At 65.9% G+C, this 24,815-nt stretch carries 23 protein-coding genes and 1 pseudogene; 13 read left to right on the top strand and 11 right to left on the bottom strand.

Annotated features, from left to right (window positions below; genetic code table 11):
• Positions 1-120: 120 nt before the first annotated feature.
• On the top strand, positions 121-2,499 hold the full coding sequence (ppsA, locus tag HDC96_RS02920; protein ID WP_179458665.1) for a phosphoenolpyruvate synthase: 2,379 nt from the start codon (positions 121-123) through the stop codon (positions 2,497-2,499).
• A gap of 94 nt (positions 2,500-2,593) precedes the next feature.
• Here the strand turns inward: ppsA and HDC96_RS02915 are convergent, their stop codons facing one another.
• The 6 genes from HDC96_RS02915 to mntR form a co-directional block, all read right to left on the bottom strand.
• On the bottom strand, positions 2,594-3,508 hold the full coding sequence (locus HDC96_RS02915) for an IS110 family transposase (RefSeq protein WP_179458664.1): 915 nt from the start codon (positions 3,506-3,508) through the stop codon (positions 2,594-2,596).
• Positions 3,509-3,814: 306 nt separating this feature from the next.
• Complete coding sequence (locus tag HDC96_RS02910; protein WP_179458663.1) at positions 3,815-4,936, bottom strand: alkene reductase; 1,122 nt, start codon at positions 4,934-4,936, stop codon at positions 3,815-3,817.
• Between the two features lie 118 nt (positions 4,937-5,054).
• Entirely contained in the window at positions 5,055-5,924 is an 870-nt protein-coding gene (locus HDC96_RS02905; protein ID WP_179458662.1) for an EcsC family protein, read from the bottom strand.
• Between the two features lie 73 nt (positions 5,925-5,997).
• Positions 5,998-6,567: an oligoribonuclease gene (gene orn, locus HDC96_RS02900; RefSeq protein WP_179458661.1), complete on the bottom strand. Its 570-nt coding sequence runs from the start codon at positions 6,565-6,567 to the stop codon at positions 5,998-6,000.
• A gap of 100 nt (positions 6,568-6,667) precedes the next feature.
• The gene (tadA, locus tag HDC96_RS02895; RefSeq protein ID WP_179458660.1) at positions 6,668-7,192 is read right to left on the bottom strand and encodes a tRNA adenosine(34) deaminase TadA; all 525 of its coding nucleotides are present in this window, start codon (positions 7,190-7,192) and stop codon (positions 6,668-6,670) included.
• Entirely contained in the window at positions 7,185-7,643 is a 459-nt protein-coding gene (gene mntR / locus HDC96_RS02890; protein ID WP_176988641.1) for a manganese-binding transcriptional regulator MntR, read from the bottom strand. Before mntR ends, tadA begins: the two co-directional genes overlap by 8 nt.
• A 241-nt stretch (positions 7,644-7,884) precedes the next feature.
• Between mntR and HDC96_RS02885 the strand changes: the two genes are divergently transcribed.
• Positions 7,885-8,499, top strand: coding sequence for a TlpA disulfide reductase family protein (locus HDC96_RS02885; RefSeq protein ID WP_179458659.1), 615 nt, complete (start codon positions 7,885-7,887; stop codon positions 8,497-8,499).
• A 48-nt stretch (positions 8,500-8,547) separates the two neighbouring features.
• On the top strand, positions 8,548-8,727 hold the full coding sequence (locus HDC96_RS02880; RefSeq protein ID WP_179458658.1) for a hypothetical protein: 180 nt from the start codon (positions 8,548-8,550) through the stop codon (positions 8,725-8,727).
• A gap of 42 nt (positions 8,728-8,769) precedes the next feature.
• On the opposite strand, the gene HDC96_RS02875 is transcribed toward HDC96_RS02880, so the two are convergent.
• The 4 genes from HDC96_RS02875 to HDC96_RS02860 are packed head-to-tail and all read right to left on the bottom strand — an operon-like array spanning position 8,770 to position 14,379.
• Positions 8,770-9,888, bottom strand: a complete 1,119-nt coding sequence (locus HDC96_RS02875) for a hybrid sensor histidine kinase/response regulator (RefSeq protein WP_179458657.1) — start codon at positions 9,886-9,888, stop codon at positions 8,770-8,772.
• Positions 9,885-10,469, bottom strand: a complete 585-nt coding sequence (locus HDC96_RS02870) for a chemotaxis protein CheB (protein ID WP_179458656.1) — start codon at positions 10,467-10,469, stop codon at positions 9,885-9,887. The genes HDC96_RS02875 and HDC96_RS02870 overlap by 4 nt, the downstream gene beginning before the upstream one ends.
• A complete protein-coding gene (locus tag HDC96_RS02865; protein WP_179458655.1) occupies positions 10,469-11,317 on the bottom strand; it encodes a CheR family methyltransferase in 849 nt (282 codons plus the stop codon). Before HDC96_RS02865 ends, HDC96_RS02870 begins: the two co-directional genes overlap by 1 nt.
• The gene (locus tag HDC96_RS02860) at positions 11,290-14,379 is read right to left on the bottom strand and encodes a response regulator (protein WP_179458654.1); all 3,090 of its coding nucleotides are present in this window, start codon (positions 14,377-14,379) and stop codon (positions 11,290-11,292) included. The genes HDC96_RS02865 and HDC96_RS02860 overlap by 28 nt, the downstream gene beginning before the upstream one ends.
• Before the next feature lie 158 nt (positions 14,380-14,537).
• Between HDC96_RS02860 and HDC96_RS02855 the strand changes: the two genes are divergently transcribed.
• The 4 genes from HDC96_RS02855 (at position 14,538) to HDC96_RS02840 (ending at position 18,251) form a co-directional block, all read left to right on the top strand.
• Positions 14,538-15,695, top strand: coding sequence for an ATP-binding protein (locus HDC96_RS02855; RefSeq protein WP_179458653.1), 1,158 nt, complete (start codon positions 14,538-14,540; stop codon positions 15,693-15,695).
• Positions 15,688-16,056 carry a response regulator gene (locus HDC96_RS02850; RefSeq protein WP_121037386.1) on the top strand — a complete coding sequence of 123 codons (369 nt, stop codon included), beginning with the start codon at positions 15,688-15,690 and terminating at the stop codon, positions 16,054-16,056. The genes HDC96_RS02855 and HDC96_RS02850 overlap by 8 nt, the downstream gene beginning before the upstream one ends.
• Positions 16,057-16,166: 110 nt before the next feature.
• A complete protein-coding gene (locus HDC96_RS02845; protein WP_257018567.1) occupies positions 16,167-17,951 on the top strand; it encodes an EAL domain-containing protein in 1,785 nt (594 codons plus the stop codon).
• Positions 17,952-18,020: 69 nt separating this feature from the next.
• Positions 18,021-18,251, top strand: coding sequence for a DUF1653 domain-containing protein (locus HDC96_RS02840; protein WP_179458652.1), 231 nt, complete (start codon positions 18,021-18,023; stop codon positions 18,249-18,251).
• Positions 18,252-18,295: 44 nt separating this feature from the next.
• Here HDC96_RS02840 and HDC96_RS02835 read toward each other — a convergent pair whose 3' ends face one another.
• On the bottom strand, positions 18,296-19,207 hold the full coding sequence (locus HDC96_RS02835) for a GAF domain-containing protein (RefSeq protein ID WP_343202989.1): 912 nt from the start codon (positions 19,205-19,207) through the stop codon (positions 18,296-18,298).
• A gap of 338 nt (positions 19,208-19,545) precedes the next feature.
• Here HDC96_RS02835 and HDC96_RS02830 point away from each other — a divergent pair, with 338 nt between their 5' ends.
• The 6 genes and pseudogenes from HDC96_RS02830 to HDC96_RS02805 all read left to right on the top strand — a co-directional run.
• A complete protein-coding gene (locus HDC96_RS02830; RefSeq protein WP_179458651.1) occupies positions 19,546-19,746 on the top strand; it encodes a hypothetical protein in 201 nt (66 codons plus the stop codon).
• Between the two features lie 455 nt (positions 19,747-20,201).
• On the top strand, positions 20,202-20,822 hold the full coding sequence (locus tag HDC96_RS02825; RefSeq protein ID WP_257018566.1) for a hypothetical protein: 621 nt from the start codon (positions 20,202-20,204) through the stop codon (positions 20,820-20,822).
• Positions 20,819-22,138, top strand: coding sequence for an XVIPCD domain-containing protein (locus HDC96_RS02820; RefSeq protein WP_179458650.1), 1,320 nt, complete (start codon positions 20,819-20,821; stop codon positions 22,136-22,138). The genes HDC96_RS02825 and HDC96_RS02820 overlap by 4 nt, the downstream gene beginning before the upstream one ends.
• Before the next feature lie 429 nt (positions 22,139-22,567).
• Entirely contained in the window at positions 22,568-23,344 is a 777-nt protein-coding gene (locus tag HDC96_RS02815; protein WP_306455611.1) for a hypothetical protein, read from the top strand.
• Positions 23,345-23,417: 73 nt separating this feature from the next.
• The gene (locus HDC96_RS02810; protein WP_306455610.1) at positions 23,418-24,194 is read left to right on the top strand and encodes a hypothetical protein; all 777 of its coding nucleotides are present in this window, start codon (positions 23,418-23,420) and stop codon (positions 24,192-24,194) included.
• A pseudogene (locus HDC96_RS02805) lies at positions 24,191-24,367 on the top strand (lipase); the annotation flags it as partial. The gene HDC96_RS02810 and the pseudogene HDC96_RS02805, both read left to right, overlap by 4 nt.
• Positions 24,368-24,815: the final 448 nt, after the last annotated feature.

Genomic DNA, 24,815 nt, shown 5'->3' with positions numbered 1-24,815 from the left:
TTAAAAAGGCTGTCGATACAAGCTTGTGCCGACAGCGGTCTGCCCGGCATCATATCGGCTTCTTCCTACGGACGTGGCCATCCAGCCCGCCTCGGGCGATGGCCAAACGGAGCATCGCGCTTGAACGAGAACATCCTGTGGTTGCACGAACTGCGCCTGGCCGATCTGGCCCGCGTAGGCGGCAAGAATTCGTCGCTTGGCGAAATGATCGGCAATCTGGCCGGTCTGGGGGTGTCTGTCCCCGGCGGTTACGCAACCACCTCTGAAGCCTTCAAGGACTTCATCGCCCATAACGATCTGTCCAAGCGCATCTTCGACAAGCTGGCCACGCTGGACGTGGAAGATGTCGGTGCCCTGACGATCGCCGGCAAGGAGATCCGCGGCTGGGTGATCGATGCCCCGCTCCACCCGGCGCTGGACCAGGACATCCGCACCGCCTACGCCAAGCTGTGCAGCGAAAACGGCGGCGGCGACGTCGCGGTCGCGGTGCGTTCCTCGGCCACCGCCGAAGATCTGCCCGATGCGTCCTTCGCCGGCCAGCAGGAAACCTTCCTCAACGTGACCGGCGCCGACGATGTCGTGCTCAAGGTCAAGGAAGTGTTCGCCTCGCTCTACAACGACCGCGCGATCGCCTACCGCGTCCACCACGGCTTCAAGCACGAGGACGTGTTCCTGTCCGCCGGCGTGCAGCTGATGGTGCGCTCGGGCGTCGGTGCCTCCGGCGTGCTGTTCACCCTGGACACCGAGTCCGGCTTCCGCGACGTGGTGTTCGTCACCTCCTCGTTCGGCCTGGGCGAAATGGTCGTGCAGGGTGCGGTCAACCCGGACGAGTTCTACGTCTACAAGCCCACCCTGAGCGCGGGCAAGCCGGCGATCCTGCGCCGCTCGCTCGGCAGCAAGGCGATCCGCATGGTGTATTCGGATGTCCCCGGTGAGCGCGTGCGCATCGAAGACACCCCGGCCGAGCTGCGCAACACCTTCTCGATCAGCGATGAGGACGTGCAGGAACTGTCCAAGCAGGCGCTGGTGATCGAAAAGCATTACGGCCGCCCGATGGATATCGAGTGGGCCAAGGACGGCGTCAGCGGCAAGCTGTTCATCGTGCAGGCGCGCCCGGAGACGGTGAAGTCGCGTGGCCATGCCACCCAGATCGAACGTTTCGCACTGAACCAGAAGGACGGCAAGGTGCTGGCCGAAGGCCGCGCCGTCGGTGCCAAGATCGGTGCCGGTACCGCCCGCGTCGTGCGCACCCTGGACGACATGGCCCGCGTGCAGCCCGGCGACGTGCTGATCGCCGACATGACCGATCCCGATTGGGAGCCGGTGATGAAGCGCGCCTCGGCCATCGTGACCAACCGCGGCGGACGTACCTGCCACGCGGCGATCATCGCGCGTGAGCTGGGCGTACCGGCCGTGGTCGGCTCCGGCAACGCGACCCAGCTGATCCAGGATGGCCAGGAAGTGACCGTCAGCTGCGCCGAGGGTGACACCGGCTTCATCTACGACGGCATCCTCGAATTCGAGCGCACCACCACGGACCTGGGCAACATGCCGCCCGCGCCGCTGAAGATCATGATGAACGTGGCCAACCCGGAACGTGCCTTCGACTTCGGCCAGCTGCCGAACGCCGGCATCGGCCTGGCCCGCCTGGAAATGATCATCGCCAGCCACATCGGCATCCACCCGAACGCGCTGCTGGAGTACGACCGCCAGGACGCGGCGACCAAGAAGAAGATCGACGAGAAGATCGCCGGTTACGCCGATCCGGTCAGCTTCTACGTCGGTCGTCTGGCCGAAGGCATCGCCACGCTGACCGCGTCGGTCGCCCCGAACCCGGTGATCGTGCGCCTGTCGGACTTCAAGTCCAACGAGTACGCCAACCTGATCGGTGGCAGCAACTACGAGCCGCACGAAGAGAACCCGATGATCGGCTTCCGCGGCGCCAGCCGTTACGTCGACCCGAGCTTCTCGGCCGCCTTCGCCCTGGAATGCCAGGCCGTGCTGCGCGTGCGCAACGAGATGGGCCTGGACAACCTGTGGGTCATGATCCCGTTCGTGCGCACCCTGGAAGAAGGCCGCAAGGTCGTCGAGGTGCTGGAACAGAACGGCCTGAAGCAGGGCGAAAACGGCCTGAAGATCATCATGATGTGCGAAGTGCCGTCCAACGCACTGCTCGCCGATGAGTTCCTGGAGATCTTCGACGGCTTCTCCATCGGCTCCAACGACCTGACCCAGCTGACCCTGGGCTTGGACCGCGATTCCTCGATCGTCGCGCACCTGTTCGACGAGCGGAACCCGGCGGTGAAGAAGCTGCTGTCGATGGCGATCAAGTCCGCGCGCGCCAAGGGCAAGTACGTCGGCATCTGCGGCCAGGGCCCGTCCGATCATCCGGACCTGGCGGAATGGCTGATGCAGGAAGGCATCGAATCGGTGTCGCTGAACCCGGACACCGTGGTGGATACCTGGCTGCGTCTGGCGAAGCTCAAAGCCAAGGGTTGATCCCTTCGGCAATGAGATGAAGAACAAAACCCCGCGCAAGCGGGGTTTTGTTTTTGCGACGCGGCATCCGCCCCCAGGGGTAGCAACTGTCTTATCAGGTGCAGACCAACGCGGCCTCGGCGTCCCGCTTGCGGGCGTTGAGGATGACCAGCATCTTGCGCATGACCGCTACCAGCGCCACCTTGCTCGCCTTGCCTTTGGCTTTCAAGGTCGCGTAAAAGTCACGTAGCCTGGGCTCGTAACGGATGGCGGTTAGCGCCGCCATGTAGAGCGCTTCGCGCACTACGGCCCGGCCCCCGGTGATACTGCGCTTGCCCTGCCAGGTACCGCTCTCGCGGTTCATGGGCGCCAGGCCGACCAGCGAAGCAATGGCCTTGCTCCCCAGTGTTCCCAGCTCCGGCAGTTCGCAGGCCAAGGTGCTGACCAGGATCGGCCCAGCGCCTTTGAGCGTTCCGATGTTCTTCCAGCACGGCTGCGCGGCGAGCTGCTCGGCAATGGCCTTGTCCAGCTGTTTAAGGTCTTCGGACAGCTGGGCAAGATGGCGCTGCTTGATCGTGATCAGGACTGGATCGGTCAGCTGCCGCAAGCGCTGCATCTCGCTGACGCGCATCTGCACCAGATGACGGCGGCACTGGGCAAATTCGGCCAACCGCCGCTGCCAGGGCGCCGGTGGCACGTAGCGAGTGAGCGGCAAAAGGTGGGCCATCTGCGCCAGCACGGCTGCATCGAGTCGATCGGTTTTGGCAGCACGTCCCGTGGCTTGGGCGAAGCGGCGGGCCCGAGCAGGATTGATGCGGACCATCGGAAGCCCAGCCTCGTGCAAAGCCTCCAGTGCGGCACGCTCGTACCCGCCGCTGGCTTCCAGAACGACCTGCGTGATGGGCCATTGTTTCAGCCATTGAATCAGCCGCACAAAGCCACGCTTGTCGTTGCTGAATTGGCCAAACGCCTGTTCATGGACGGCCACATCCAGCGTGGCCTGACTTACATCGATCCCGATCCCATACATGGCAGAACTCCGCTAGGCTGACAGGGTCGAGAGCTCCCCCCGCTTGCCCAGTCTTATCAGTCCGAGCGCCAACTCGATCAACTGTTCGGGCGGATCAGGGAGAAACCGGCGTGGGGACCCAAGCTACCCAGCGGTCGCAAGACCTAGAGCCACACGGTCGCCCACGCCGGGCTCTCGGCACCTAAAGTGCCAGATCGGCAAGAGATAAGAGCCACGCCATGCGTGGCTGCTCTTCGTTGGGCTGCCATTCGTTGTGCATCCAGATCCCGGAAGGTCCGCGTTGCCACGCATGGCGTGGCACTACCGTCAGGCTTCGGCGGGCTCCGTCACCTCGGCTGCCGGGTAATCGGTAAACCCTTCCGCCCCCCCCCCGAAGAACGTCGCTTTGTCCGACGGGTTCAACGGCAGGCCCTGCCGCAGCCGCTCCGGCAGGTCCGGGTTGGCGATGAACGGCCGGCCGAACGCGATCAGGTCGGCCCAGCCCCTGGCCAGTGCTTCCTCCGCACGCGCCACCGTGTACTTGCCGGCATAGATCAGCGTACCCCGGTAGATCATGCGCAGCGCCTCCTTGAAGGCCACCGGCATCACCGGCGCGTCCTCCCAGTCGGCTTCGGCGATATGCAGGTAGCCCACGCCGATCTGGTCCAGCAGGTGCGCGGCGGCCAGGTAGGTCGCCTGCGGGGTGTCGTCCACCGCGCCCTGCAGCGTGGTCAGCGGCGCCAGACGCACGCCGACGCGCTCGGCACCGATCTCCGCAGCCACCGCTTCGGTCACCTCGCGCAGGAAGCGCAGGCGGTTCTGCAGCGCGCCACCGTAGGCATCCGTGCGCTGGTTGGCCTGGGAGTCGATGAACTGGTTGATCAGGTAGCCGTTGGCGCCATGCAGTTCGATGCCATCGAAGCCTGCCGCGATCGCATTGCGCGCGGCCGCCGCGTAGTCGTGCACGATCCCGGCGATCTCATTGATGGCCAATGCGCGCGGCATCGAGTGCTGCACCATCTCGCCGACGCCGCTCTGCGGGCCGCGCCCTTCCGGATCGACGAACACCTTGACGCCCTCGGCCAGCAGCGCCGAGGAGGACACCGGTGCGGCGCCGCCCGGCTGCAGGGCCACATGCGAGACGCGGCCGACATGCCAGAGCTGGGCGACGATCCGGCCACCCGCCGCGTGGACCGCGTCGGTGACGCCGCGCCAGCCGGCGATCTGGGCCTCGTCATGGATGCCCGGGGTCCAGGCATAGCCCTGGCCCTGCTGGCTGATCTGGGTACCTTCGCTGACGATCAGGCCGGCCGAGGCGCGCTGGGCGTAGTACTCGGCCATCAGCGGCGTGGCAACGTTGCCCTCACCGGCCCGCGAACGGGTCATCGGCGGCATCACGATACGGTTGGGCAGCGTCAACGCGCCACGGGTGTAGGGGGAGAACAGCATGGGAATCCTTGATCGGGGGGCGCCGCCGAAGCGGTGATGCCGACAAGGATGGGGACCGCACCGCCCGCTCAACAGCCCTCCGGCAGCAAAACAGTTGTGCCGCCCGTGCAACGATCGATCAGGTACGCTCGGGCGCCAGCGTCGCGTAGGCCGCCCGGACGGTCTCGTAGCCGTAGGTACGTTCCAGCCGGCGCACGATGAAGTGCCCGCGCGCCACGTCCTGGTAGTAGTCGGTGAACATGGTGTTGAGCGTTGCACCGGCCACCGCCCCCACGATCGGCACCGCCTGCGCGGCGAACTTCTCGGTGACCACCACGCCGAAGCGCGCGGCGACCTTCTCCACGAGCTTGGCCAGCCACTTGCCGGCCTCCTTCGGGGTCAGCCCGATCATCACGGGGCTGCCGCCGACCGCGCGCCCGGCCAGCTCGGCGGAGAGGTGGCGCATCACCTCGGCGGTGAAGCCACGGGTGATGTAGTAGCCGGTCTCGCTGGCGTCGTCCTTGCCCGAATTACCGCCCAGCGCGAACACTTCCAGGCAGGCGTGCCGGGTGCTCATGTCACGCAGGTCGAAGCCCTCGCTGCGGGCGACGTCGGCCACCGAGCGCATCATGATCGTGGTCGACACCGGCAGTTCGATGAACAGCGTGGTGAACCCGAACGCGCCGCCAACCGCACCGGAGGTGGCCGCCGCCAGTTTGTGCCAGCGCGTGGACGCCGCCTTGCCGGGCGTGTTGTCCATCGTCCACAACGCGGCCTGGGCGGATTTGAACAATGCCGCCTCGACCGCGCCATGGATGCGGCGCGATACCGAATCCGGCAGCCGCTTGACCGCGAACTCCAGCGGCGAGCCGATCAGGTTCGCCATCTTGGCGGTCAGCGTGGGCGATTCAAGCAGGTCCACCGCACGCTGCAGGTCGCGCCAATCCTGCGAGGTCGGCAGGATCGAGGACGACAGCGGCGGCGGTTGCGGCGAGGTGATGGCGTTCATGGCCGCGATCATAGCGCCGCCGATGTCTAGCGCTTGTTGCCTCGCCTGCCGGTGGCTGAATGCCCCGGTGGGCTCAGGCCGGCAGGCCCGACAGCGCGCCCATGAACTGCCGGTAGTGGCGCAGCTCCGCGATGGAATCGTGCACGTCGCTCAGCGCGGTATGGCTGGCGGTCTTGCCGACGCCGGCGGCGACGCCCGGGGCCCAGCGCTTGGCCAGTTCCTTGATCGTGGAGACGTCCAGGTTCCGGTAGTGGAAGTACTTTTCCAGGCGCGGCATTTCACGGTGCAGGAAGCGACGGTCCTGGCAGATCGAATTGCCGCACATCGGCGAGGCACCCGCCTTGATCCACTGCTGCAGGAACGCGATGGTCTGCGCCTCCGCCTGGCCCAGCGTCACGCTGCTGTCGACCACGCGCTGCCACAGGCCGGAACGGCGATGCTGGTTGCGGTTCCATTCGTCCATGGCCTCCAGCCGCTCGACCGGATGATGGATCGCGAACTCCGGACCTTCGGCCAGCACGTTCAACTGCGCATCGGTCACCACCGTGGCGATCTCGATGATGGCATCGTTGTCGGTGTCCAGACCGGTCATTTCCAGATCGATCCAGATCAGTCGCTCGCCTTCCGCGCCGGTGTCCGCCATGTGTTCGCCTTGTGCTGGGTCGCCGCCTGCGCCGCGACCGGGAATGGATAAGGCCCACATGATACCGCCAACGCGTCACGAGCCTGTCGCTGCGGCGCCCTTATTCCAGCAGCAGCGGCGGCTTGCCACGCTTGGCGCGAAAGTAGTTGGTCAAGCGGGTGCTGGCGTCCTTGGCCAGCACGCCGCCGTGGAGCTCGACACGGTGGTTGTGCCGCGGGTCGCCGATCAGGTCGAACACGCTGCCGCAGGCACCGGTCTTGGGGTCGGTCGCCGCATACACCAGCCGCGCCACGCGTGCATGCACGATCGCCATGGCGCACATCGCACACGGCTCCAGGGTGACGTACAGCGTGCTGCCGATCAGCCGGTGGTTGGCCAGCGCCCTGCCCGCCTGCCGCATCGCCACGATCTCGGCATGCGCGCTGGGGTCGTGGTCGGCAATGTTGAGGTTCCAGCCTTCACCGAGCACGGTGCCATCGGCACCGACCAGCACCGCGCCGACCGGAATCTCGTTGAACTCACGCTCGGCACGCTCGGCCAGGCCCAGTGCATGGCGCATCCAGTGCTCGTCCTGGTCGTGCACCGGCACGCCCAGCGGAGGCGGCGGCGCGAGACGCTCAACCATGGCCATTGGCCTTGCGCACGAACGCCTCGAACGCGGCCAGGGTGGCCTCGCTGACGTGGTGCTCGATGCCTTCGGCGTCGCGGCGCGCCGAGTCGGCGTCCACGCCCAGTGCCAGCAGGAACTGCTCCACGGTCTGGTGGCGGGCACGCATTTCCACCGCCAGCTGCTCGCCGGCCGGGGTCAGGAACACGCCACGGTACGGTCGCTGGATCGCCCAGCCCTCCTTGACCAGGCGCTTGAGTGCCTTGGCGACCGTCGGCTGCGCCACCCCGAGCCGGCTGGCGATGTCCACCTGGCGGGCCTCACGGCCATCGGCGATCAGGTCCGCGATCAGCTCCACATAATCCTCGACCAGCTCGGACCGGCGTGCCTCGCGCACCTGCACGAAGCCCTCGACGTGCACCTGGGCATCGATCAGGGGCGTGGTGGCTTTACGGCTCGACGACGGCATGGTGGCTCCAGCAATGGCCGGTGGCGAAGGGCTGCGGCGCCCGGACAGTTTACCTCACGGGGGTTTGCGACTGGCCGGGGCGGTCCGGCGGGTGCGGAACGCCCCCGATTGCTTGGTACACCGCAAATGGAATGAAACCGACGTCTCATTCACAGGACCTTGTGTTTGACAAATGATTTTTGTTACCGGATATATATCCCACCTACTCAGCCATGGACCCGGCCGAAGGCCAAGGAGCAGCATGGACGCATCCGCATTACGGAAGTACGGCCCCCTCGCTCTGATCGTCGTCCTCGCCGCGTTGATGACCGCGCTGGCCGTGCAGAACCGCCAGCTCCGCCAGCAGCAAGCACTACTGGTGACGAAGGTCGAGCAACTTTCCAAGGCTGTTCATGGCTTGCCTGAAGGCGCCGAGCCGGAGGCACTTACCGCCACCGCCATCAATGGTGAGTCACTGACGCTTGCCGGCTCGCGAAGCGGGCGCCAGGTGCTTTACTTCTTTTCACCGTCATGCAAATTCTGCCTGGCTTCGGTGCCGCAGATTCAGGCGCTGGATGCCGCCGGTCGGAACAACGGACACCGCGCCTTCGAGATGGTTGCCGTCAGTCTCCCCCCGCATGACGCCGCGCCGGACTACGCCTCACAGCACGGTTTTGCCTTCCCGGTGATCAACGATGTGGATGCCCGCATCACCCAGCGCTACAGCGCTACCCTTGTGCCGATGGTGGTGGTGATCGATGACGGCAAGATCATCTACCGCCACGTCGGGCAGCTCAAAGACAGTTCGGTCAACGCAATCACCGGTGCATTCGTTGTACGCGCCGGCCGCAAGGCAGCCGCGTCGCCCGCTGGCTGAGTGTTGTTTGCCCGTTGTACCCGCGTCACCAACCCAAGGAGAAGCACCATGAAGTCGAAGAAGCTCGTCTCGGTTTTTGGTGGTATCGCCGTTGCCTTCGCTCTGGCATTTGCATCCGGCCAGGCATTCGCTACCTCCAGCCAGCCGGTGCCGGTGGCAGGCTGTGACTTCCATATCGGCTGTACCTACGGTGGCTACGGCTTCCGCATGTGCTGCGATCCGATCTGACCCGATGGCCCATCCCGGCAACCGCCGGGATGGGCGTGGCCGCTAGCGTGGCCGACGCTGCAACGCGGTCTCGAACAACACGGTCCTGTCCTCGTTGATGGCCACCAGCGTGCCGCCATGCGCGCGCGCGAACTCGCTGGCGATGAACAACCCCAGCCCCAGCCCGCGGCTGTCGTGGAAACTGGCCTTGAACGGCTCGAACAGGCGCGGCAGCAATGCCTCGGGAATCTGCCCGGCATTGCGCACCTGCAGGCGCAGCGGCGCGCTGCGCTCACCCTCCAGGCGAACCAGCACGGGCGCATCGCCGCCATGCAGCACCGCATTGCCGATCAGGTTGGACAACAACTGCGCCAGCCGATCCGGATCGCCCTGAAGGTGGGCATCGCCCTGGACCTGCAGCTCGATGCGCGCCTGCGGATGCGCACGCCCGATCTCGGCCACGACCGTTGCGGCCACGTCGGCCAGATCGCACTCGGTGCTGTACAGGCGCAACCCGCCGGTACGGATCTTCGAGAAATCCAGCAACTGCTCCACCATCCGGGCCATGCGCTGGGCACTGTTGTCCAGGTGGCCGAGCGTGCGCTGCACCTGGCTGTCGTCGGGCAGGTCGAGCGCCAGCTTGTCGGCGCACAGCAGGATCGAGGCCAGCGGCGTGCGCAGGTCGTGCGTGAGCACCGCCATCATCGTTTCGTTGAGCGTGAGCGCATGCTCCAGCGCCTCGTTGCGCGTCTTGAGCAGCTGCTTCTGCTGGTAGAGCTCGATGAACACATTGACCTTGCTCATGATCACCTGCGGCTCGATCGGCTTGTGCAGGAAATCGACCGCCCCGGTTTCGTAGCCCTTGAACGCGCGCACGGGGTCGTTCGGCGAGGCCGTCAGGAAGATGATCGGCACATCGCGGCTGCGCTGCGAGCCGCGCATCAGTTCGGCGAGCGAAAAGCCGTCGATCTCCGGCATGTGCACGTCCAACAGCGCCAGCGCCACCTCATGCTCGAGCAGCAGTTCCAGCGCCTCGGCGCCGGAGGGCGCACACAGAATCTCCAGGCCCGGGCGACGCAGCAGCGCTTCCATCGCGACCAGGTTCTGCGGAATGTCATCGACAATCAGCAGCTTCACGCAATCGGTGGTGGCAGTCGACCCGGCGGGCTCGATCAGGTTCATCGGGTAAGACCTTTCATACGCGTGCAGATGGAGGTGAGCGGGAGTACCGCATCGGCACCGGCGTGCGCCAGGGCCGAGGCGGGCATCATCGAGGAATACGCCTCCTCAGGGCATTGGATCCAGGCTTCGCCGCCTGCGTGGCGCACGGCAGCCACGCCGTCACTGCCGTCGGTACTGGCCCCGGTGAGCAGGATCGCCAGCACGCCATCACCGAACACATCGGCAGCGCTTTCGAACAGGGGATCGATCGCGGGGCGGGAGAATAGCACCGGCGGATCCACCGACAGCGCCAGCGTGGCGCGGTCCTCGACCAGCAGGTGGTAGTCCGGCGGCGCGAACGTCACCGTGCCGGGCTGCAGAGGTTGTTTGTCCTCGGCTTCGCGCACCGGCAGCGGGCAGCCGGCGTCGAGCAGGTCGGCGATGCGGCTGGGGCGGTCGCGCGGCAGATGCAGCACTACCAGCACCGGCAGCGCCAGCGCCGACGGCAGCGATGACAGCAGGGCCTGCAGCGCACTGACGCCGCCGGCCGACGCACCGACGACCACCAGGTCGAACCGGCTGCGTTGCGATGCCGCGCTCATCAGGCCAGCTTCCGGTAGAGGCGCTGTTCGCGGGCACAGGCTTCGAACAGGTCCGCGTGCGCGCCGAACTGCAGCGACTCCTTGCTGCCCAGGCCGAGGAAGCCCCGGTGCACCAGCGCCTCATGGAACAGGCCGATGGCACGGTCCTGCAACGGCCGCTGGAAATAGATGAGTACGTTGCGGCAGGACACCAGGTGCACTTCCGAGAACACGGTATCGGTCGCCAGGCTGTGGTCGGCGAACACGATGTTGCGCTTCAGACGACGGTCGAACACCACGCTGCCGTAGCCGCTGCTGTAGTAGTCGGAGAGCGATCCGGTGCCGCCGGCGGCCAGATAATTGCGGCTGAACTGCGCAAGACGATCCAGCGCGAAAGCGCCGGACTCGGCCGCCTGCAGCGCTTCGGGATTGATGTCGGTGGCGTAGATGATCGCGCGGTCAAGCAGGCCTTCCTCATGCAGCAGAATCGCCAGCGACCAGACCTCTTCGCCGGTACTGCAGCCGGCGATCCACAGCTTGATCGACGGATACGTGCGCAGCACCGGTACCGCATGCTCGCGCAGCACCCGGAAATACGGCGGGTCGCGGAACATCTCCGAGACCTGCACGGTGAAGTACTGCATCGCCTGGGCGAACGTGTCCGGCTCGTGCAGCAGCCGGTGCTGCAGCGCGCCCATGGTCGGGCAGTCGAAGCGCGCCATGGCGTGGCGCATCCGCCGCCGCAGCGACGCCAGCGCGTAGTCACGGAAGTCGTAGTGGTAGCGCTGGTACACCGCCTCCAGCAACACCTTCAGTTCCAGGTCGAACAACTCCGTTTCATTCATCGGCGCGAGCACCACACGCGGCACAGCGAGACCAGCTTGTCCACATCGATCGGCTTGGCGATGTAGTCGTTGGCACCGGCCTGCAGGCAATGCTCGCGGTCGTCGGGCATCGCCTTGGCGGTGAGCGCGATGATCGGCAGGTCGCGCCAACGGTTATCCGCGCGGATCTCGCGCATGGCGGTCAGCCCGTCCATCTCCGGCATCATGATGTCCATCAGCACCAGGTCGATCTCCGGGCGCAGCTTCTCCAGCGCCTCGCGACCGTTGCGGGCGATGTCCAGGGTGACACCGAGCGGCTCGAGCACGCTGGACAGCGCGAAGATGTTGCGCACGTCGTCCTCGGCCAGCAGCACGGTGCGGCCATCGAGCACCGCATCGCGGCGGCGCGCCTCGCGCAGCAGGCGCTGCTGGTCGGTCGGCAGCGAGGCCTCGACACTGTGCAGGAACAGGGTCACTTCATCGAGCAGGCGCTCGGGCGAGCGCGCGCCCTTGATGATGATGCTCTTGGAATAGCGGCGCAGGCGCTGCTCTTCATCGCGGGTCAGCGCGCGGCCGGTGTAGACGATCACCGGCGGGAACGCCACGGCCTCGTTGCCGGCCATGCGCTCGAGCAGGTCGTAGCCGGTGCCGTCGGGCAGCGCCAGGTCGGTGACCATGCAGTCGAAGGTCGATCCGGCCAGCTCCGCCATCGCCTCGGTGATGGTGCCCACCGCGGTGATCTCCAACTGGTCGCGACCGAGCAGCAACTGCAGGTTGGAGCGCAGCTCACTGTCGTCCTCGACGATCAGCAGGCGGCGCATGTCGCGCTGGCTGGTGGCCTCCAGTTGCTGGATCGCCCCGACCAGGCGCTCGCGCGTGGCCGGCTTGATCACATAGCCGATCGCGCCCAGCTCCATCGCTACCTGCGAGCGCTCCAGCCCGGACACCACGTGCACGGGGATGTGGCGCGTGGCCGGGTCGCGCTTGAGGCGCTCCAGCACGCTGAGCCCGGAGACGTCGGGCAGGCCGATATCGAGCAGGATGCCGTTGGGCCGCAGTTCGGTCGCCAGGGCCAGCGCTTCCTCGGCGGTGCCGGCAACCACGCAGTCGAAGTCCAGTTCATGCGCCATCGAGACCAGGGCGCTGGCAAAGGTCGCATCGTCTTCGACCACCAGGATCATCCGGCCCGCGCGGCTGCGACGGCCGCGGTCATCGATCACCTTGGCCGCCGGCGCCGGCGCCGGCGTCGACGTCGACCCGGCATGTGCACGGCCGAGCGGCGCGGCGGCGGGACGGACGTCGTGCACGACGTGCTGGGCACTGCCGGTGCTGCCGTCAGCCAGCAGCGGCAGTTCGAGGGTGAAGCAGCTGCCGCGGCCCGGCTCGCTGGAAACGGAGATGCTGCCGCCCATGCGGGCGGCCAGATCGCGCGAGATCGACAGGCCCAGCCCGGTGCCACCATAACGGCGGCGGGTACTGCCATCGGCCTGGCGGAACGCTTCGAAGATCACCGCGGTCTGCTCGTCGGGAATGCCGATGCCGGTATCGGACACGGCGAACTGGATCCGCCCTGCCCCGGCACTGCGCACCTTCAGCGACACGCTGCCGTGCTCGGTGAACTTGACCGCGTTGGCCAGCAGGTTCTTCAGGATCTGCTGCAGGCGCTGACTGTCGGCCAGCAGCTGGGTCGGCGCATCCGGCGCGGCGCTGATCTCCAGGCTCAGGCCCTTCTGCACCGCCATCGGCTCGAAGGTTTCCTTCAAGCGCTGCAGCACGCTGGAAACGGCCAGGTTCTCTTCTACCAGCTCGACGTGGCCGGCTTCGATCCGCGACAGGTCCAGGATGTCGTTGATGAGCGCCAGCAGGTCGTTGTTGGAGGAGTGGATCGCCTGGGCGTACTTGACCTGCTCGGCGGTCAGCGTGCCGTCCTTGTTGTCGGCCAGCAGCTTGGCCAGGATCAGCGCGCTGTTGAGCGGCGTACGCAGCTCGTGGGACATGTTGGCCAGGAACTCGGACTTGTAGCGCGAGCTGGCCTCCAGCTCATTGCTGTTCTGCACCAGCTGCGCCTGGGCCAGCAGCAGGGCCTGCTGGCGCGACTCCAGCTCGTGGGTGCGCTCTTCAAGCTGCACATTGGTCTGCTCCAGCTCGGCCTGCTGCTGCTCCAGGTTGGCCTGGGAATGCAGCAGGCTGCGGCTCTGCTCCTCCAGTTCCTCGTTGGCCACGCGCAGTTCTTCCTGCTGGGTCTGCAGCTCTTCGCTCTGGCGCTGGGTTTCCTCCAGCAGTTCCACCAGCTGGGCATTGAGCAGCGACGCGCGCAGCGCGATGCCAATCGGCTCGGCGCACTGCAGCAGCAACGCCATCTCCAGGCTGCGTGCGGGCGATACGCCGGCACGGCCCAGCTCGATGACGCCGATCACCAAGCCATCGGCGGTGATCGGTCCCAGCAGGCGCTGGTGCACGGTGGTGCGGCCCAGCGGGGTGTCGATATCCAGCGGGCTGTCGCTGTCCTCCAGCCGGCGGGCACGGCCCTCACGGATGATCTCGCCCCATTGCCCGGCATTCGCCGGCAGCGTCTCCGGCAGCTGCGACGGCAGCGCGGCGCCACCGACCAGCACCAGCCGCTCGCCCTGCAGGCGGTACATCGCGCCGACATCGGCATTGAGCTGCGCGCACAGCGCGCGCATGGCTGCTTCGGCCAGTTCACGCGGGGTGGGATCCCCTTGCAGGCTGGTCCCGACCACGTTCTCGCCGGCCTGCAGCCACAGCGCGTCGGCCGCTTCACGGCGGGCGCCGATGGCCTTCATCACGGTCAGCGCCATCATCAGGAAGGCGACGCCGCCGATGCTGCGGTTGACGAAGGAAAACGCCGAATTGCTGCTGTCCGGCGCGACGTTGTAGCCGACCGCCAACAGGATGCAGGACCCGATCGCCACCAACAACGGCACGTCCAGGCGGCGCTGGAACAGCGTGATGCCGACCGCCATGAAGTAGGTCAGCCAGACCGCATAGCCCAGCGGCACCACCATCTCCGTGCCCAGCGTGGCCGCCATCAAGGCGGCCGACGCAAGCCTGATCCAACGGTCACGGGCGGTAGGCGCAGAATTCATGCCGTGTTCCAGCTCAGCTAAAAAGGGGGCTGATGGTACCTGAGCGGTAAACGGGTGTTAAGCGCCAGAAGTCAGCGCGTTTGACGCACGTTCTTGACACTTTCTTCACACCATGGCCCCTACGGTTCGGTCCCTTATCGGGGGAGTCGATAGCCGTCGTGGTCCAGGCCGTATCCAGCGTTGCACCGCTCGCCGACGAAAGCCGGCAGCTGAAGCTGTTGATCGACAACGTGAGCGATCACGCGATCTATCTGCTGGATACGCAGGGCAGCATCTGCAGCTGGAACCGCGGCTGTGAACGGGTCAAGGGCTATGACGCCGAAGCGGTGATCGGCAAGTACGTCGGCCTGTTCTATACCCCCGAAGACCAGCAGCTGGGCGTGCCCCAGCAGGCGCTGGAATACGCCCGCGACCATGGCCGCTTCGTCGGCGAAGGCTGGCGCGTGCGCCGCAACGGCGAGCGGTTCCGGGCCGGCGAAGTGATCGAGCCGGTCCGCGAGGACGGCTGCCTGCTGGGCTTCGTCAAGGTCACCCAGGATGTCACCGAGCGCTACCAGGCCCAGCGCCTGCTGCAGGATGCGCAGCGCGCGCACGTGCAGCAGCGCCAGCTGGACAATGTCGGCCGGCTGACCCGGGGCCTGGCCCATGAATTCAACAACCTGCTGACCACCATCGGCAACGCGCTGGACCTGATCGCCCTGCGCCCCGGCGCCGACGGGCGCACCCAGGAGCTGGTGGACCTCGCCCAGGCCGCTGCCGACCGCGGCTCGCTGCTGACCCGCCAGCTGCTCGCGTTCTCCGCGGATCAGACCCTGGTGCGCGAGCCGGTGGTGGTGCAGGATTTCCTGCGCGATGCCCTGCCCGTGCTGCGCCGCGCCTGCCCAGCCGGCATCGAGGTACAGCTGGATATAACCCCGGATCTGCCCCCGATCGTCACCGATGGCGTACAGTTGCACAGCGCCGTGCTGAATCTGGTGCTCAATAGTGGCGAAGCGATGCCCCAGGGCGGCACGGTCACGATCACGGCCGAGGTCGAACAGCGACTGGCACCGGATCTGTCCCAGCCCATGCGCCGCCACTATGTCGCCATCGCGGTGACCGACCAGGGCGATGGCATGCCCCCGGACATCGCCGCGCGCGCCAGCGAGCCGTTCTTCACCACCAAGGAAATCGGCAAGGGCAGCGGGCTGGGCCTGAGCCAGGTCTTCGGCTTCGTTTCCCAGTGCGACGGCTTCGTCGACGTACAAACCGCCCCCGGCCGGGGCACCACCGTCCGCCTGTTGTTACCTGTCATTGAGGAAGTCGAGCATGTCTGAGCCCCTACGCGTATTGATGGTCGAAGACCAGCAGGACCTGCGTGAACTGATCGGCCAGGCGCTGCAGGACTTCGGCATCGAAATCCACACCGCCGACGATGGCCCGGCCGCGCTGCGCCTGATGCAGGATCCGGGCGGGTTCGATGTAGTGTTCAGCGATATCAGCATGCCCAACGGCATGAGTGGCGTGGAGCTGAGCGAGCATGTGGCCGACGTGCTGCCCAATGCGCGGATCATCCTGGCCTCCGGCTATGCGCGCTCGCAGCTGCCGCCGCTGCCCGAGCATGTCGAATTCCTGCCCAAGCCGTATCGCCTGCGCCAGCTGGTGACGTTGCTGCAGTCGCCCGTCGCCCCCTGCTGAGCCGGCACACCGCCGGCAGCGTGAACGCTTCATCCGCGTCGCCCCTGCTTCACATCGGTGCTGCATTCCACCCCGGATAGTGACGGTGAAGTCGGGACAGGGTGCGGTACATGCAGGACAGAACTGATGATCTGGATCGGATCGCGTTGATCGAAGCGCTCAACGTGATGGACCCTGCGTTGGGGACGGCGCTGGACCCGATCACCGAACTGGTGGCCTTTACCTTCGGCGTTCCGATCGCGCTGGTGTCCATCTTCGATGCCGACCACCAGCACATCATCTCGCGCGTCGGCCTCGCGCTGACCCGTAACGAGCGGCATGCCTCGATCTGCGCGCTGGCGTTGGGTGCCACCGACGTACTCCACGTAGCAGACCTGCGCCTGGACCCGCGCGTTGCCGACAACGCACTGGTGACCGGCCCCGAGCAACTGCGTTTCTACGCCGGCGCCCCACTGATCACCAAGGCCGGCATCGCGCTCGGCACGCTGTGCATCATGGGCCGCGAGCCGCGCCGGCTGTCCGCGGAAGAGCAGCTGCAGTTGCAGACGCTGTCACGTGTGGTGATCGCGCAGATGGAACTGAAGATGTCGCTGGGCCGCCGCGAGCAGGTCAGCGGCCTGCCCAACCGGCAGCAGTTCCAGGCCGATCTCAACGCCCTGTCCCGTGGCGGCGAGGCGCGCGCGTTCACGGCGGTGCTGCTGGATGTATTCGATCTGCAGAGCGCCAACGATGCCGGCCAGGCGCTGGGCATGAAGCCGGTGGAAACCCTGCTCCGCCAGGCGGCGCTGCGTGTGCAGGATGTGCTGCGCGATATCGCGCAGGTGTATCACGTGGGCGTGACCCGGTTCGCGTTCCTGCTGCCGGAGCAATCGCATGAACAGACCGAGGCCCTGCTCGATCGCCTGCGCGTGCGGATGCGTCGGCCGCTGATGGCTGGCAGCATTCCGATGTCGCCACAGTTCCATGCCGGGGTCTGCGACTTCCGCGCCGTTCCAGAACAGGCGGCCGATTTGATCCGCAAGTGTCTGGTCGCCATGCATCACGCCCTGCAGACCGACGCCTGCCTGTGCTGGTACTCGCAGGAACGCGACGATGCACTGCGCCGTCGCTACCGGCTGGCCTCGGACGCCGGACGCGGCCTGGCCCAGCACCAGTTCAGCCTGGTCTACCAACCCCGATTCAATCTCATCGACGGGCTGCCGGTCTCGGCCGAAGCCCTGCTGCGCTGGACCCATCCGCTGCTCGGTCCGGTCAGCCCGGGTGAATTCATTCCGGTCCTGGAGCGCACCGCGCTGATGCCCGCGATCAGCCGCTGGGTCATCGACCACGCCCTAGCCCAGGCGGCGCACTGGCAGCAGAGCGTGCCGGGGTTCAGCCTGTCGCTCAACCTCTCGCCGCGCGATTTCGATGATCAGCCGGTATGGAGCGTGCTGTCCGAACGTTTGGACGCGCATGCCCTGGCACCCGGCCTGGTCGAGATCGAAATCACCGAGGGGCAGTGGCTCAACCACCATCCTGCGGCGCTGCCACAACTGCGGGCAATGGCCGCCGCCGGCGTGCGCATCGCCATCGATGATTTCGGCAGCGGCTACAGCAACTTCGGTTACCTCAGCGAGGTGCCGATCAGCCATATCAAGATCGACCAGACACTGGTCACCGGGCTGGCACGTTCGCGTACCGCGCGGCTGAAGGTCGAAGCCATCATCAAGCTGTCCCGGCAGCTGGGGTACCGCACGGTCGCCGAGGGCGTGGAGAACGAGGCCGAACTGTCCCTGCTGCGTCTGTGGGGCTGCGATGAAGCGCAGGGCTATCACCTCGCCCGCCCGATGCATCCCGACGCGGTGCTGCAGCTGGTCAGTGCCTGCCGCGCCGGTCCGCTGCCGGATGCGGGCTGACGCCGCGACGCCGCGACGCCGCCTGCAGCACGGGCGATAATGTCAGGCCCGCCCCAGTCACTGCCGACCATGTCCGATCTCGCCCCGTTGCCCATCCTGCCGCCCGGCCACTACCGCCACTTCAAGGGCGGCAATTACGAGGTGATCGGCGTCGTGCGCCACAGCGAAACGCTGGCACCGATGGTGCTCTACCGGCCGCTGGACACGGACATCGGGCTGTGGGTGCGCCCGTTCGAGATGTTCGTGGCGCAGATGGAGGTGGAGGGCCAGTGGCGGGCGCGCTTTGCGCGCGTCGAATGAGCGGCTGAGCGGCGACAGCGACGCCCATCGCGGCTGCGGCGCGATCAGCTCGCCGCAGTCTGTCGCGCGTCGACCAGTGCACGCAGGCGCGCGGTCACCGCGCGGAACGGCTCCGGCAGACTCGCCGCCTCCAGGGCATCGACCTGGCCCGACAGCAGCGACAGCGCCTCGCTCACGCTGACCACGTCCTGCCCAGCGTCCACGGCCGCCTCCGGCACCTCCAGATGCGCACCGATGACGCCCGCCAGGACTTCGAACGCTTTCACCGTGGCCGCGTCGAGCTTGGACGGTTGCGGGTCCAGCGCGCACAGGGTGCCGTGGAAACCACCGTCGCGGCGGAACATCGGCACCGAGATGTAACTCTCGAATCCGTACAGCGCAGGCGTGGGATGGCGGGAGAACACCGGATGGGTGCTGGCCTGGTCGAACTGGACCAGATGGCGATGCTCGCGGATCTCATCGCAGATGGTGGTTTCCAGCACGAGGTCGTCGCCCGGCCGCAGGCCGAAATCCAGGCGATCATGCACGGCGCAGGCGGTCCAGCGATCCGCGGTCACCCGCGCCACCGCGACGAAGCGCATGCCGGTCATCGCACTGGCCAGCTCCAGGATGCCCGGAACGGCCGGCATCGCCAGCAGCGCCGCGATATCGTCCAGCCGTGGATCCGTCGAGACCGTCGGTTCCGCCACTGGCGCCGAGCCGGGACCGCCGTCCTCCAGCGGGTTCTCCATGGCCGCCAGGCGGCGGTCCAGCGCCTTGGCATTGACCTCGTTGAACAGGCCGCGCACGGCCGCCGACAACGCGCGCGCGTCCTTGATGATGCCCACGAAATGGATGCCCTGCCCGACCAGGCGGATCTGCTCGACGCCATGGTCCACGCGCAGGGAGGGCCACGCCTGGCGGTGCAGGATGCGCATCCAGTCGCTGGGCGGCGTTTCATCGAGAAGTGCGGTCACGATCACCCGCGACGGCACCGATCCGACCGGGAGACCGGGCAGATCAAAGCCGATGAGCGCTGGAAAGCCCGTGCTGGTAGACATCACAACCCCTATGCGGCCTGGCGCAGCCATCGACAGGTGGTGGCTTTGAAGCGAAATTGTCGCACGAATGAGCGAGACTGGCCGTGAGCGGACGCTGCTCCGCCCGCCGGAACGCGCCCACAGCGGCAGCGGTTATCATTCGGACGCCGCTCGTCGTGATCGATGTGTTGATCGCTTCGCCGACGGGCGCAGGATGCACTCTCTGCCAAGAACAAGGAGCGTACTTCATGGGCTCAACGGGTCAGGGTTTTTCAGTGTTGGTCGGGATCCTATGGGCGCTGCTCGGGCTGCTCTGGATCTTCGTCCCCTTCGCCATCTTCGGGATCAAGGACCTGCTCAAGCAGATCGTGGCCGAACAGCGCCGGACCAACGAGATTCTCAGCCGCGTCCACGGCGATCGCCTGCCGCCGGCGTCCCCCGAACCCCAGCCGTTCCGGGTCGGGCCGTATCCGTAAGGGTCCGCAGTCTGCTGCTGGCGTTGATGGGTTGCCGTGCGGAGTAATGCCGGCCTTGCGAACAAGGCCGTCAAATTTTCGACGCATTTCGCGCATTTTGAACAAATCCCCCCTCGCTCGCCCCCTATACTCGGGCCTCGTCACCATGGAACGGAGACTTGATGTCCCCCTGCTCCCTGCAGACCCCCGACACGCTCGGCCTGATCGTCCGCACCGCCTCGGCGGCGCATGTCGCCATGCGAACCGTCCCCCTGTACGCGGGCATCGCCGAACAGACGGATTCCCCCGACGCTGGCGCAACGGCTCCCTGCGCGTTGCCGCCTGCTCTGTGCGGCGTCCCCGCACCGTCCCAGCCGCATTCCCCCCCTGTCAAACGGAGACCGGCCTTGCACCGTGTCCTCACGATCTGCCTTGTCACCCTTCTGATCACCGCCTGCAGCCGTACGGAGAACACCATGAGCCAAGACCTTTCCACCGCCGCCGCTGAGGCCGATGTCGAAAACGGCGGACGCGGTCTCGCCAAGCTCAATCCACAGCCGCGCCAAGCCTATGACGTGGTCCTCAAACTGCACAACGCCCCGGGCCCGTTCGAACGCATCGAAGGCGTCGCGCAGTACGACGTCACCAACGAAGCAGAGTGCGGTCGCATCAACCCGGAAACCGGCACCGCCGGGCGCATCACCAGCCAGGAGCCGCTCGCGCTCAAGCGCGTCGCCGACGATGAGTACCACGGCACCGTTTACCTCGACCGGATGCTGGACGAGGACTACTACGGGCGCGGTGTATGCCAATGGAAATTCAGCGGTACGGGTGCCCTGCTCAAGGCCACCGGCGCGCATGAGGAAACCCGTTTTCTCACCTTCATCGATGCCGACCGGTTCACTGCGGGCGATACGCTGACGCTCTACTACCCCCGTCGAAATTATCCACGTGCTGCGCCAGTGGAAGGTCCGCACGGCATGACCTCCATTGAGGACTATCCGGCAAGCGGCAACGAAGATCCCACTGACTACGTGCCGGAACTGCGCGACGCACTGTTCTCGATTTCATTGTCCGCCAAAGAGGCTAAACAATGACTATTCCCAGCCAGGATTACGCGGCGCTCTCCGATGACGCCTACAAGGATCGAGCGGTAGGACGTCGCGCGCCAGGCCAGCAGGAAGCGGTTACGCTGAACGGCCACCAGTACAAAGTGCTGGAGCATGTCAACAATACCCGCAACGGTTACCAAGGCACGGTCTACCAGCGCGTGGACACCAAGGAAATCGTGGTGTCCCATCGCGGTACCGAGCAGATTCTGCTCGATGCCGTGCTCACCGACGGCAGCATGGTCACCGGGCGCACCAACCTGCAGGCCAAGGATGCGATCGCACTGACCGAACGCGCACTGGAATATTCCCGATTGCAGGGCGCGGACGAAGGTCGCACGCCCCCGGTCACCGTCACCGGCCACTCGCTGGGCGGCACGCTGGCCCAGATCAGTGCGCACCACTTCGATCTCAAAGGCGAAACCTTCAATGCCTTCGGCGCGGCCAGCCTGAACTACCGGATTCCCGAAGGTGGCGACAGGATGATCAACCATGTCATGGCCGCCGATCCGGTCAGCGCCGCATCGCCGCATTACGGCCAGGTCCGCATCTACGCCAGCCCCCAGGAAATCAAGACCCTGGAGGCCTCCGGCTTCAGCAACAGCAGGTACAACGCGCTGATTCCGGATCGCCCCGTGATCGCCGCCGCCGCGTCGCTGGGTTCGCACAAGCTAGGCAACTTCCTCGACAGCGGCTCGGTACTGGGCTCGGAGCAGGCCAAGACCCTGGCCAACACCAATGCCCGAATGATCGACGAATATCGCGACGACATCGGAGAACGACGTGCCGCGACCACCGTCATCTCGCGCGGCACGGTCGGTGGCGCGGTAGACCTGATCGACACCCTGCGCGGCCCCCTGCCGGCCGGTGAACCGGCCCGGCGCGAGGCTGAGAAACACCAGAACAGCCACACCAGCCTGCGCATGGACGATGCCCGCCATCCGGGCAATCCCCTGTTCAACGACGCACAGCGTGGCGTCTACGCACAGGACACCCGCGTGGGCCGCACTCCGGATCAGTCCAGCGACCAGCTCGCCGGCAGCCTGGCTGCGCAGATGCACGCCGCAGGCGGCAAGCGCATCGATCATGTGCTGATGAGCAACGACGCGGCCAACACCTTCGCCGTGCAGGGCAACCAGAACGACCCGGCCCACCTGCGCGTCACCGTTGACACCATGCTGGCCATGAACACGCCGCTGGAACAGAGCAGCCGCAAGGTGGAAGAACAGGCGAGCAGCCAGCGTCAGGAACAGGAGCGCAGCCAGGAACAGGTCCAGAGCAACAGCCGCACCATGATGGGGTGAGGCCGCGCCACGGCACGACCGCAACAGCCATCGCCGGGACGGGATGGCTGTTGTTGTTTGGGCAACGACCATTGCAACCTGCAGGCTGCCGAAATCGACATCTGTCGCAAGCACGGCGCACAACCCACAAACGACTGAGAGATTGCTGCCGTGCCGAGGTGTGCCTCCGATCACCACATTTCCGGCGCATTTTGCGCATTCTGAACAAGTCCGTCCCTCCTCCCCTCCTACACTCGGGCGATCGTCACCATGGAACGGAGTGATGTCCCCCTGCGCCCTTCCTACCTGCAACACGCTCTGCCTGAACTCCCGCATGGACGCGTTGGCGATGCAGCGTGCCGCTTTACTGGCCCGGGCTCCGGGCGCGCTGCCGCCTGCTCCGCGCGGCGTACCGCTCACCACATCCTTGACCGATAACGGAGAAGCACCATGACCCGCTCCGCCCAGCAGTACGGCCAATCCAACACCACCGCACTACCCCAAGCGTGTTTCCCCACCATCAAACGGAGACCGGCCTTGCACCGTGTCCTCACGATCTGCCTTGCCACCCTTCTGATTACCGCCTGCAGCCGTACGGAGAACACCATGAGCCACGACCTTTCCACCGACGCCGCCGAGGCCGATGTCGAAAACGGCGGACGCGGTCTCGCCAAGCTCAATCCACAGCCGCGCCAAGCCTTTGATGTGGTCCTCAAACTGCACAACGCCCCGGGCCCGTTCGAACGCATCGAAGCCGTCGCGCAGTACGACGTCGCCAACGAGGCAGAGTGCGGCCGCATCAACCCGGCCACCGGCACCGCTGGGCGCATCACCAGTCAGGAACCGGTCGCGCTCAAGCGCGTCGCCGACGATGAGTACCACGGCACCGTTTACCTCGACCAGATGCTGGACGAGGACTATTACGGGCGTGGCGTGTGCCAGTGGAAGTTCAGTGGCACCGGCGCCCTGCTCAAGGCCACCGGCGCGCATGAGGAAACCCGGTTTCTGACCTTCATCGATGCCGACCGATTCACTGCGGGCGATACGCTTACCCGTCACTACCCGGCCAGGGACTATCCGCGCGCCTCGCCCGTGGAAGGTCCGTCGGGCATCACCTCGATCGAAGACTATCCGGCCAGGGGCAATGGAGATCCCACCGTATTTGTGCCGGAACTGCGTGACGCGTTGTTCTCGATCTCGTTGTCCGCCAAAGAGGCCAAACAATGACTATTCCCAGCCAGGATTACGCGGCGATATCCGATGACGCGTACAAGGATCGAGCGGTAGACGGAGAAGCACCATGACCCGCTCCGCCCAGCAATACGGCCAATCCAACACCACCGCACCACCCCAAGCGTGGTTCCCCACCGTCAAACGGAGACCGGCCTTGCACCGTGTCCTCACGATCTGCCTTGCCACCCTTCTGATTACCGCCTGCAGCCGTACGGAGAACACCATGAGCCACGACCTTTCCACCGACGCCGCCGAGGCCGATGTCGAAAACGGCGGACGCGGTCTCGCCAAGCTCAATCCACAGCCGCGCCAAGCCTTTGATGTGGTCCTCAAACTGCACAACGCCCCGGGCCCGTTCGAACGCATCGAAGCCGTCGCGCAGTACGACGTCGCCAACGAGGCAGAGTGCGGCCGCATCAACCCGGCCACCGGCACCGCTGGGCGCATCACCAGTCAGGAACCGGTCGCGCTCAAGCGCGTCGCCGACGATGAGTACCACGGCACCGTTTACCTGGACCAGATGCTGGACGAGGACTATTACGGGCGTGGCGTGTGCCAGTGGAAGTTCAGTGGCACCGGCGCCCTGCTCAAGGCCACCGGCGCGCATGAGGAAACCCGGTTTCTGACCTTCATCGATGCCGACCGATTCACTGCGGGCGATACGCTCACGCTCTACTACCCGCGCGTGGATTATCCGCGCGCTGCACCAGTGAAGGGACCGTATGGCATGACGTCCATCGAGGACTATCCAGACAGCGGAAATGAAGATCCCACCGACTACGTGCCGGAACTGCGCAACGCGCTGTTCTCGATCTCGTTGTCCGCCAAAGAGGCCCGACAATGAGCATCCCCAGCCAGGACTACGCCGCACTTTCCGATGACGCGTACCAGGACCGGGCGGTAGGACGTCGCGCGCCCGGCCAGCAGGAGCCGGTCACGCTAAACGGGCACCAGTACAAAGTACTGGAGCACGTCAACAACCCGAGCAATGGGTATCAAGGCACGGTCTATCAACGTGTAGACACCAAGGAACGGGAAGATGTGAAATCTTTAGGGTGTAATGCCCGTCGCACCCGGCGCCCCAGGTGCGGCCCGCGCTGGAACAGCAGCTTGTGGAGCGGAACAGCGGATGATCAAAGGTTCCAACCGGCTGAGCAGCGCCTTGGCAACCTGATGGAGAAACAGCAGGCTCCGCCAGCAACCGACTGCGGTCAACGGAAGGACTTGAACTCGGACATACTGCACGCTGAATAAGCAATGGTACACGTCTGACCACCGTCAGTCGCTCGGCATTGCTCAAGCGCCATCGTTTTGGCCTTCTCGACAGTCTGCGCAGAAACAGCCATTGACTTGCCACCTCCATCGGCAATCTGGCGAGCGTCCGGATCAGCGATAGCAATACACTGGTTGTAGTACGCCAAACGCAGCTTGCAATTCCTCCCTCCAACTTTCCTGCATTCGGCCT

The sequence above is a fragment of the Stenotrophomonas sp. JAI102 genome, from assembly GCF_013409105.1.
Taxonomy (GTDB): domain Bacteria; phylum Pseudomonadota; class Gammaproteobacteria; order Xanthomonadales; family Xanthomonadaceae; genus Stenotrophomonas; species Stenotrophomonas maltophilia_AA.
Note: the sequence above shows the minus strand (reverse complement) of the source record. Positions and strands in the feature narration are given on the sequence as shown.

Excerpts from the sequence above, each read along its gene's own strand:
- HDC96_RS02915 (WP_179458664.1), bottom strand. The coding sequence starts at position 3,508 with ATGTATGGGATCGGGATCGATGTAAGTCAGGCCACGCTGGATGTGGCC.
- HDC96_RS02910 (WP_179458663.1), bottom strand. The coding sequence starts at position 4,936 with ATGCTGTTCTCCCCCTACACCCGTGGCGCGTTGACGCTGCCCAACCGT.
- HDC96_RS02905 (WP_179458662.1), bottom strand. The coding sequence starts at position 5,924 with ATGAACGCCATCACCTCGCCGCAACCGCCGCCGCTGTCGTCCTCGATC.
- orn (WP_179458661.1), bottom strand. The coding sequence starts at position 6,567 with ATGGCGGACACCGGCGCGGAAGGCGAGCGACTGATCTGGATCGATCTG.
- tadA (WP_179458660.1), bottom strand. The coding sequence starts at position 7,192 with ATGGTTGAGCGTCTCGCGCCGCCGCCTCCGCTGGGCGTGCCGGTGCAC.
- mntR (WP_176988641.1), bottom strand. The coding sequence starts at position 7,643 with ATGCCGTCGTCGAGCCGTAAAGCCACCACGCCCCTGATCGATGCCCAG.
- HDC96_RS02885 (WP_179458659.1), top strand. The coding sequence starts at position 7,885 with ATGGACGCATCCGCATTACGGAAGTACGGCCCCCTCGCTCTGATCGTC.
- HDC96_RS02880 (WP_179458658.1), top strand. The coding sequence starts at position 8,548 with ATGAAGTCGAAGAAGCTCGTCTCGGTTTTTGGTGGTATCGCCGTTGCC.
- HDC96_RS02875 (WP_179458657.1), bottom strand. The coding sequence starts at position 9,888 with ATGAACCTGATCGAGCCCGCCGGGTCGACTGCCACCACCGATTGCGTG.
- HDC96_RS02870 (WP_179458656.1), bottom strand. The coding sequence starts at position 10,469 with ATGAGCGCGGCATCGCAACGCAGCCGGTTCGACCTGGTGGTCGTCGGT.
- HDC96_RS02860 (WP_179458654.1), bottom strand. The coding sequence starts at position 14,379 with ATGAATTCTGCGCCTACCGCCCGTGACCGTTGGATCAGGCTTGCGTCG.
- HDC96_RS02850 (WP_121037386.1), top strand. The coding sequence starts at position 15,688 with ATGTCTGAGCCCCTACGCGTATTGATGGTCGAAGACCAGCAGGACCTG.
- HDC96_RS02845 (WP_257018567.1), top strand. The coding sequence starts at position 16,167 with ATGCAGGACAGAACTGATGATCTGGATCGGATCGCGTTGATCGAAGCG.
- HDC96_RS02840 (WP_179458652.1), top strand. The coding sequence starts at position 18,021 with ATGTCCGATCTCGCCCCGTTGCCCATCCTGCCGCCCGGCCACTACCGC.
- HDC96_RS02825 (WP_257018566.1), top strand. The coding sequence starts at position 20,202 with ATGAGCCAAGACCTTTCCACCGCCGCCGCTGAGGCCGATGTCGAAAAC.
- HDC96_RS02820 (WP_179458650.1), top strand. The coding sequence starts at position 20,819 with ATGACTATTCCCAGCCAGGATTACGCGGCGCTCTCCGATGACGCCTAC.
- HDC96_RS02815 (WP_306455611.1), top strand. The coding sequence starts at position 22,568 with ATGACCCGCTCCGCCCAGCAGTACGGCCAATCCAACACCACCGCACTA.
- HDC96_RS02810 (WP_306455610.1), top strand. The coding sequence starts at position 23,418 with ATGACCCGCTCCGCCCAGCAATACGGCCAATCCAACACCACCGCACCA.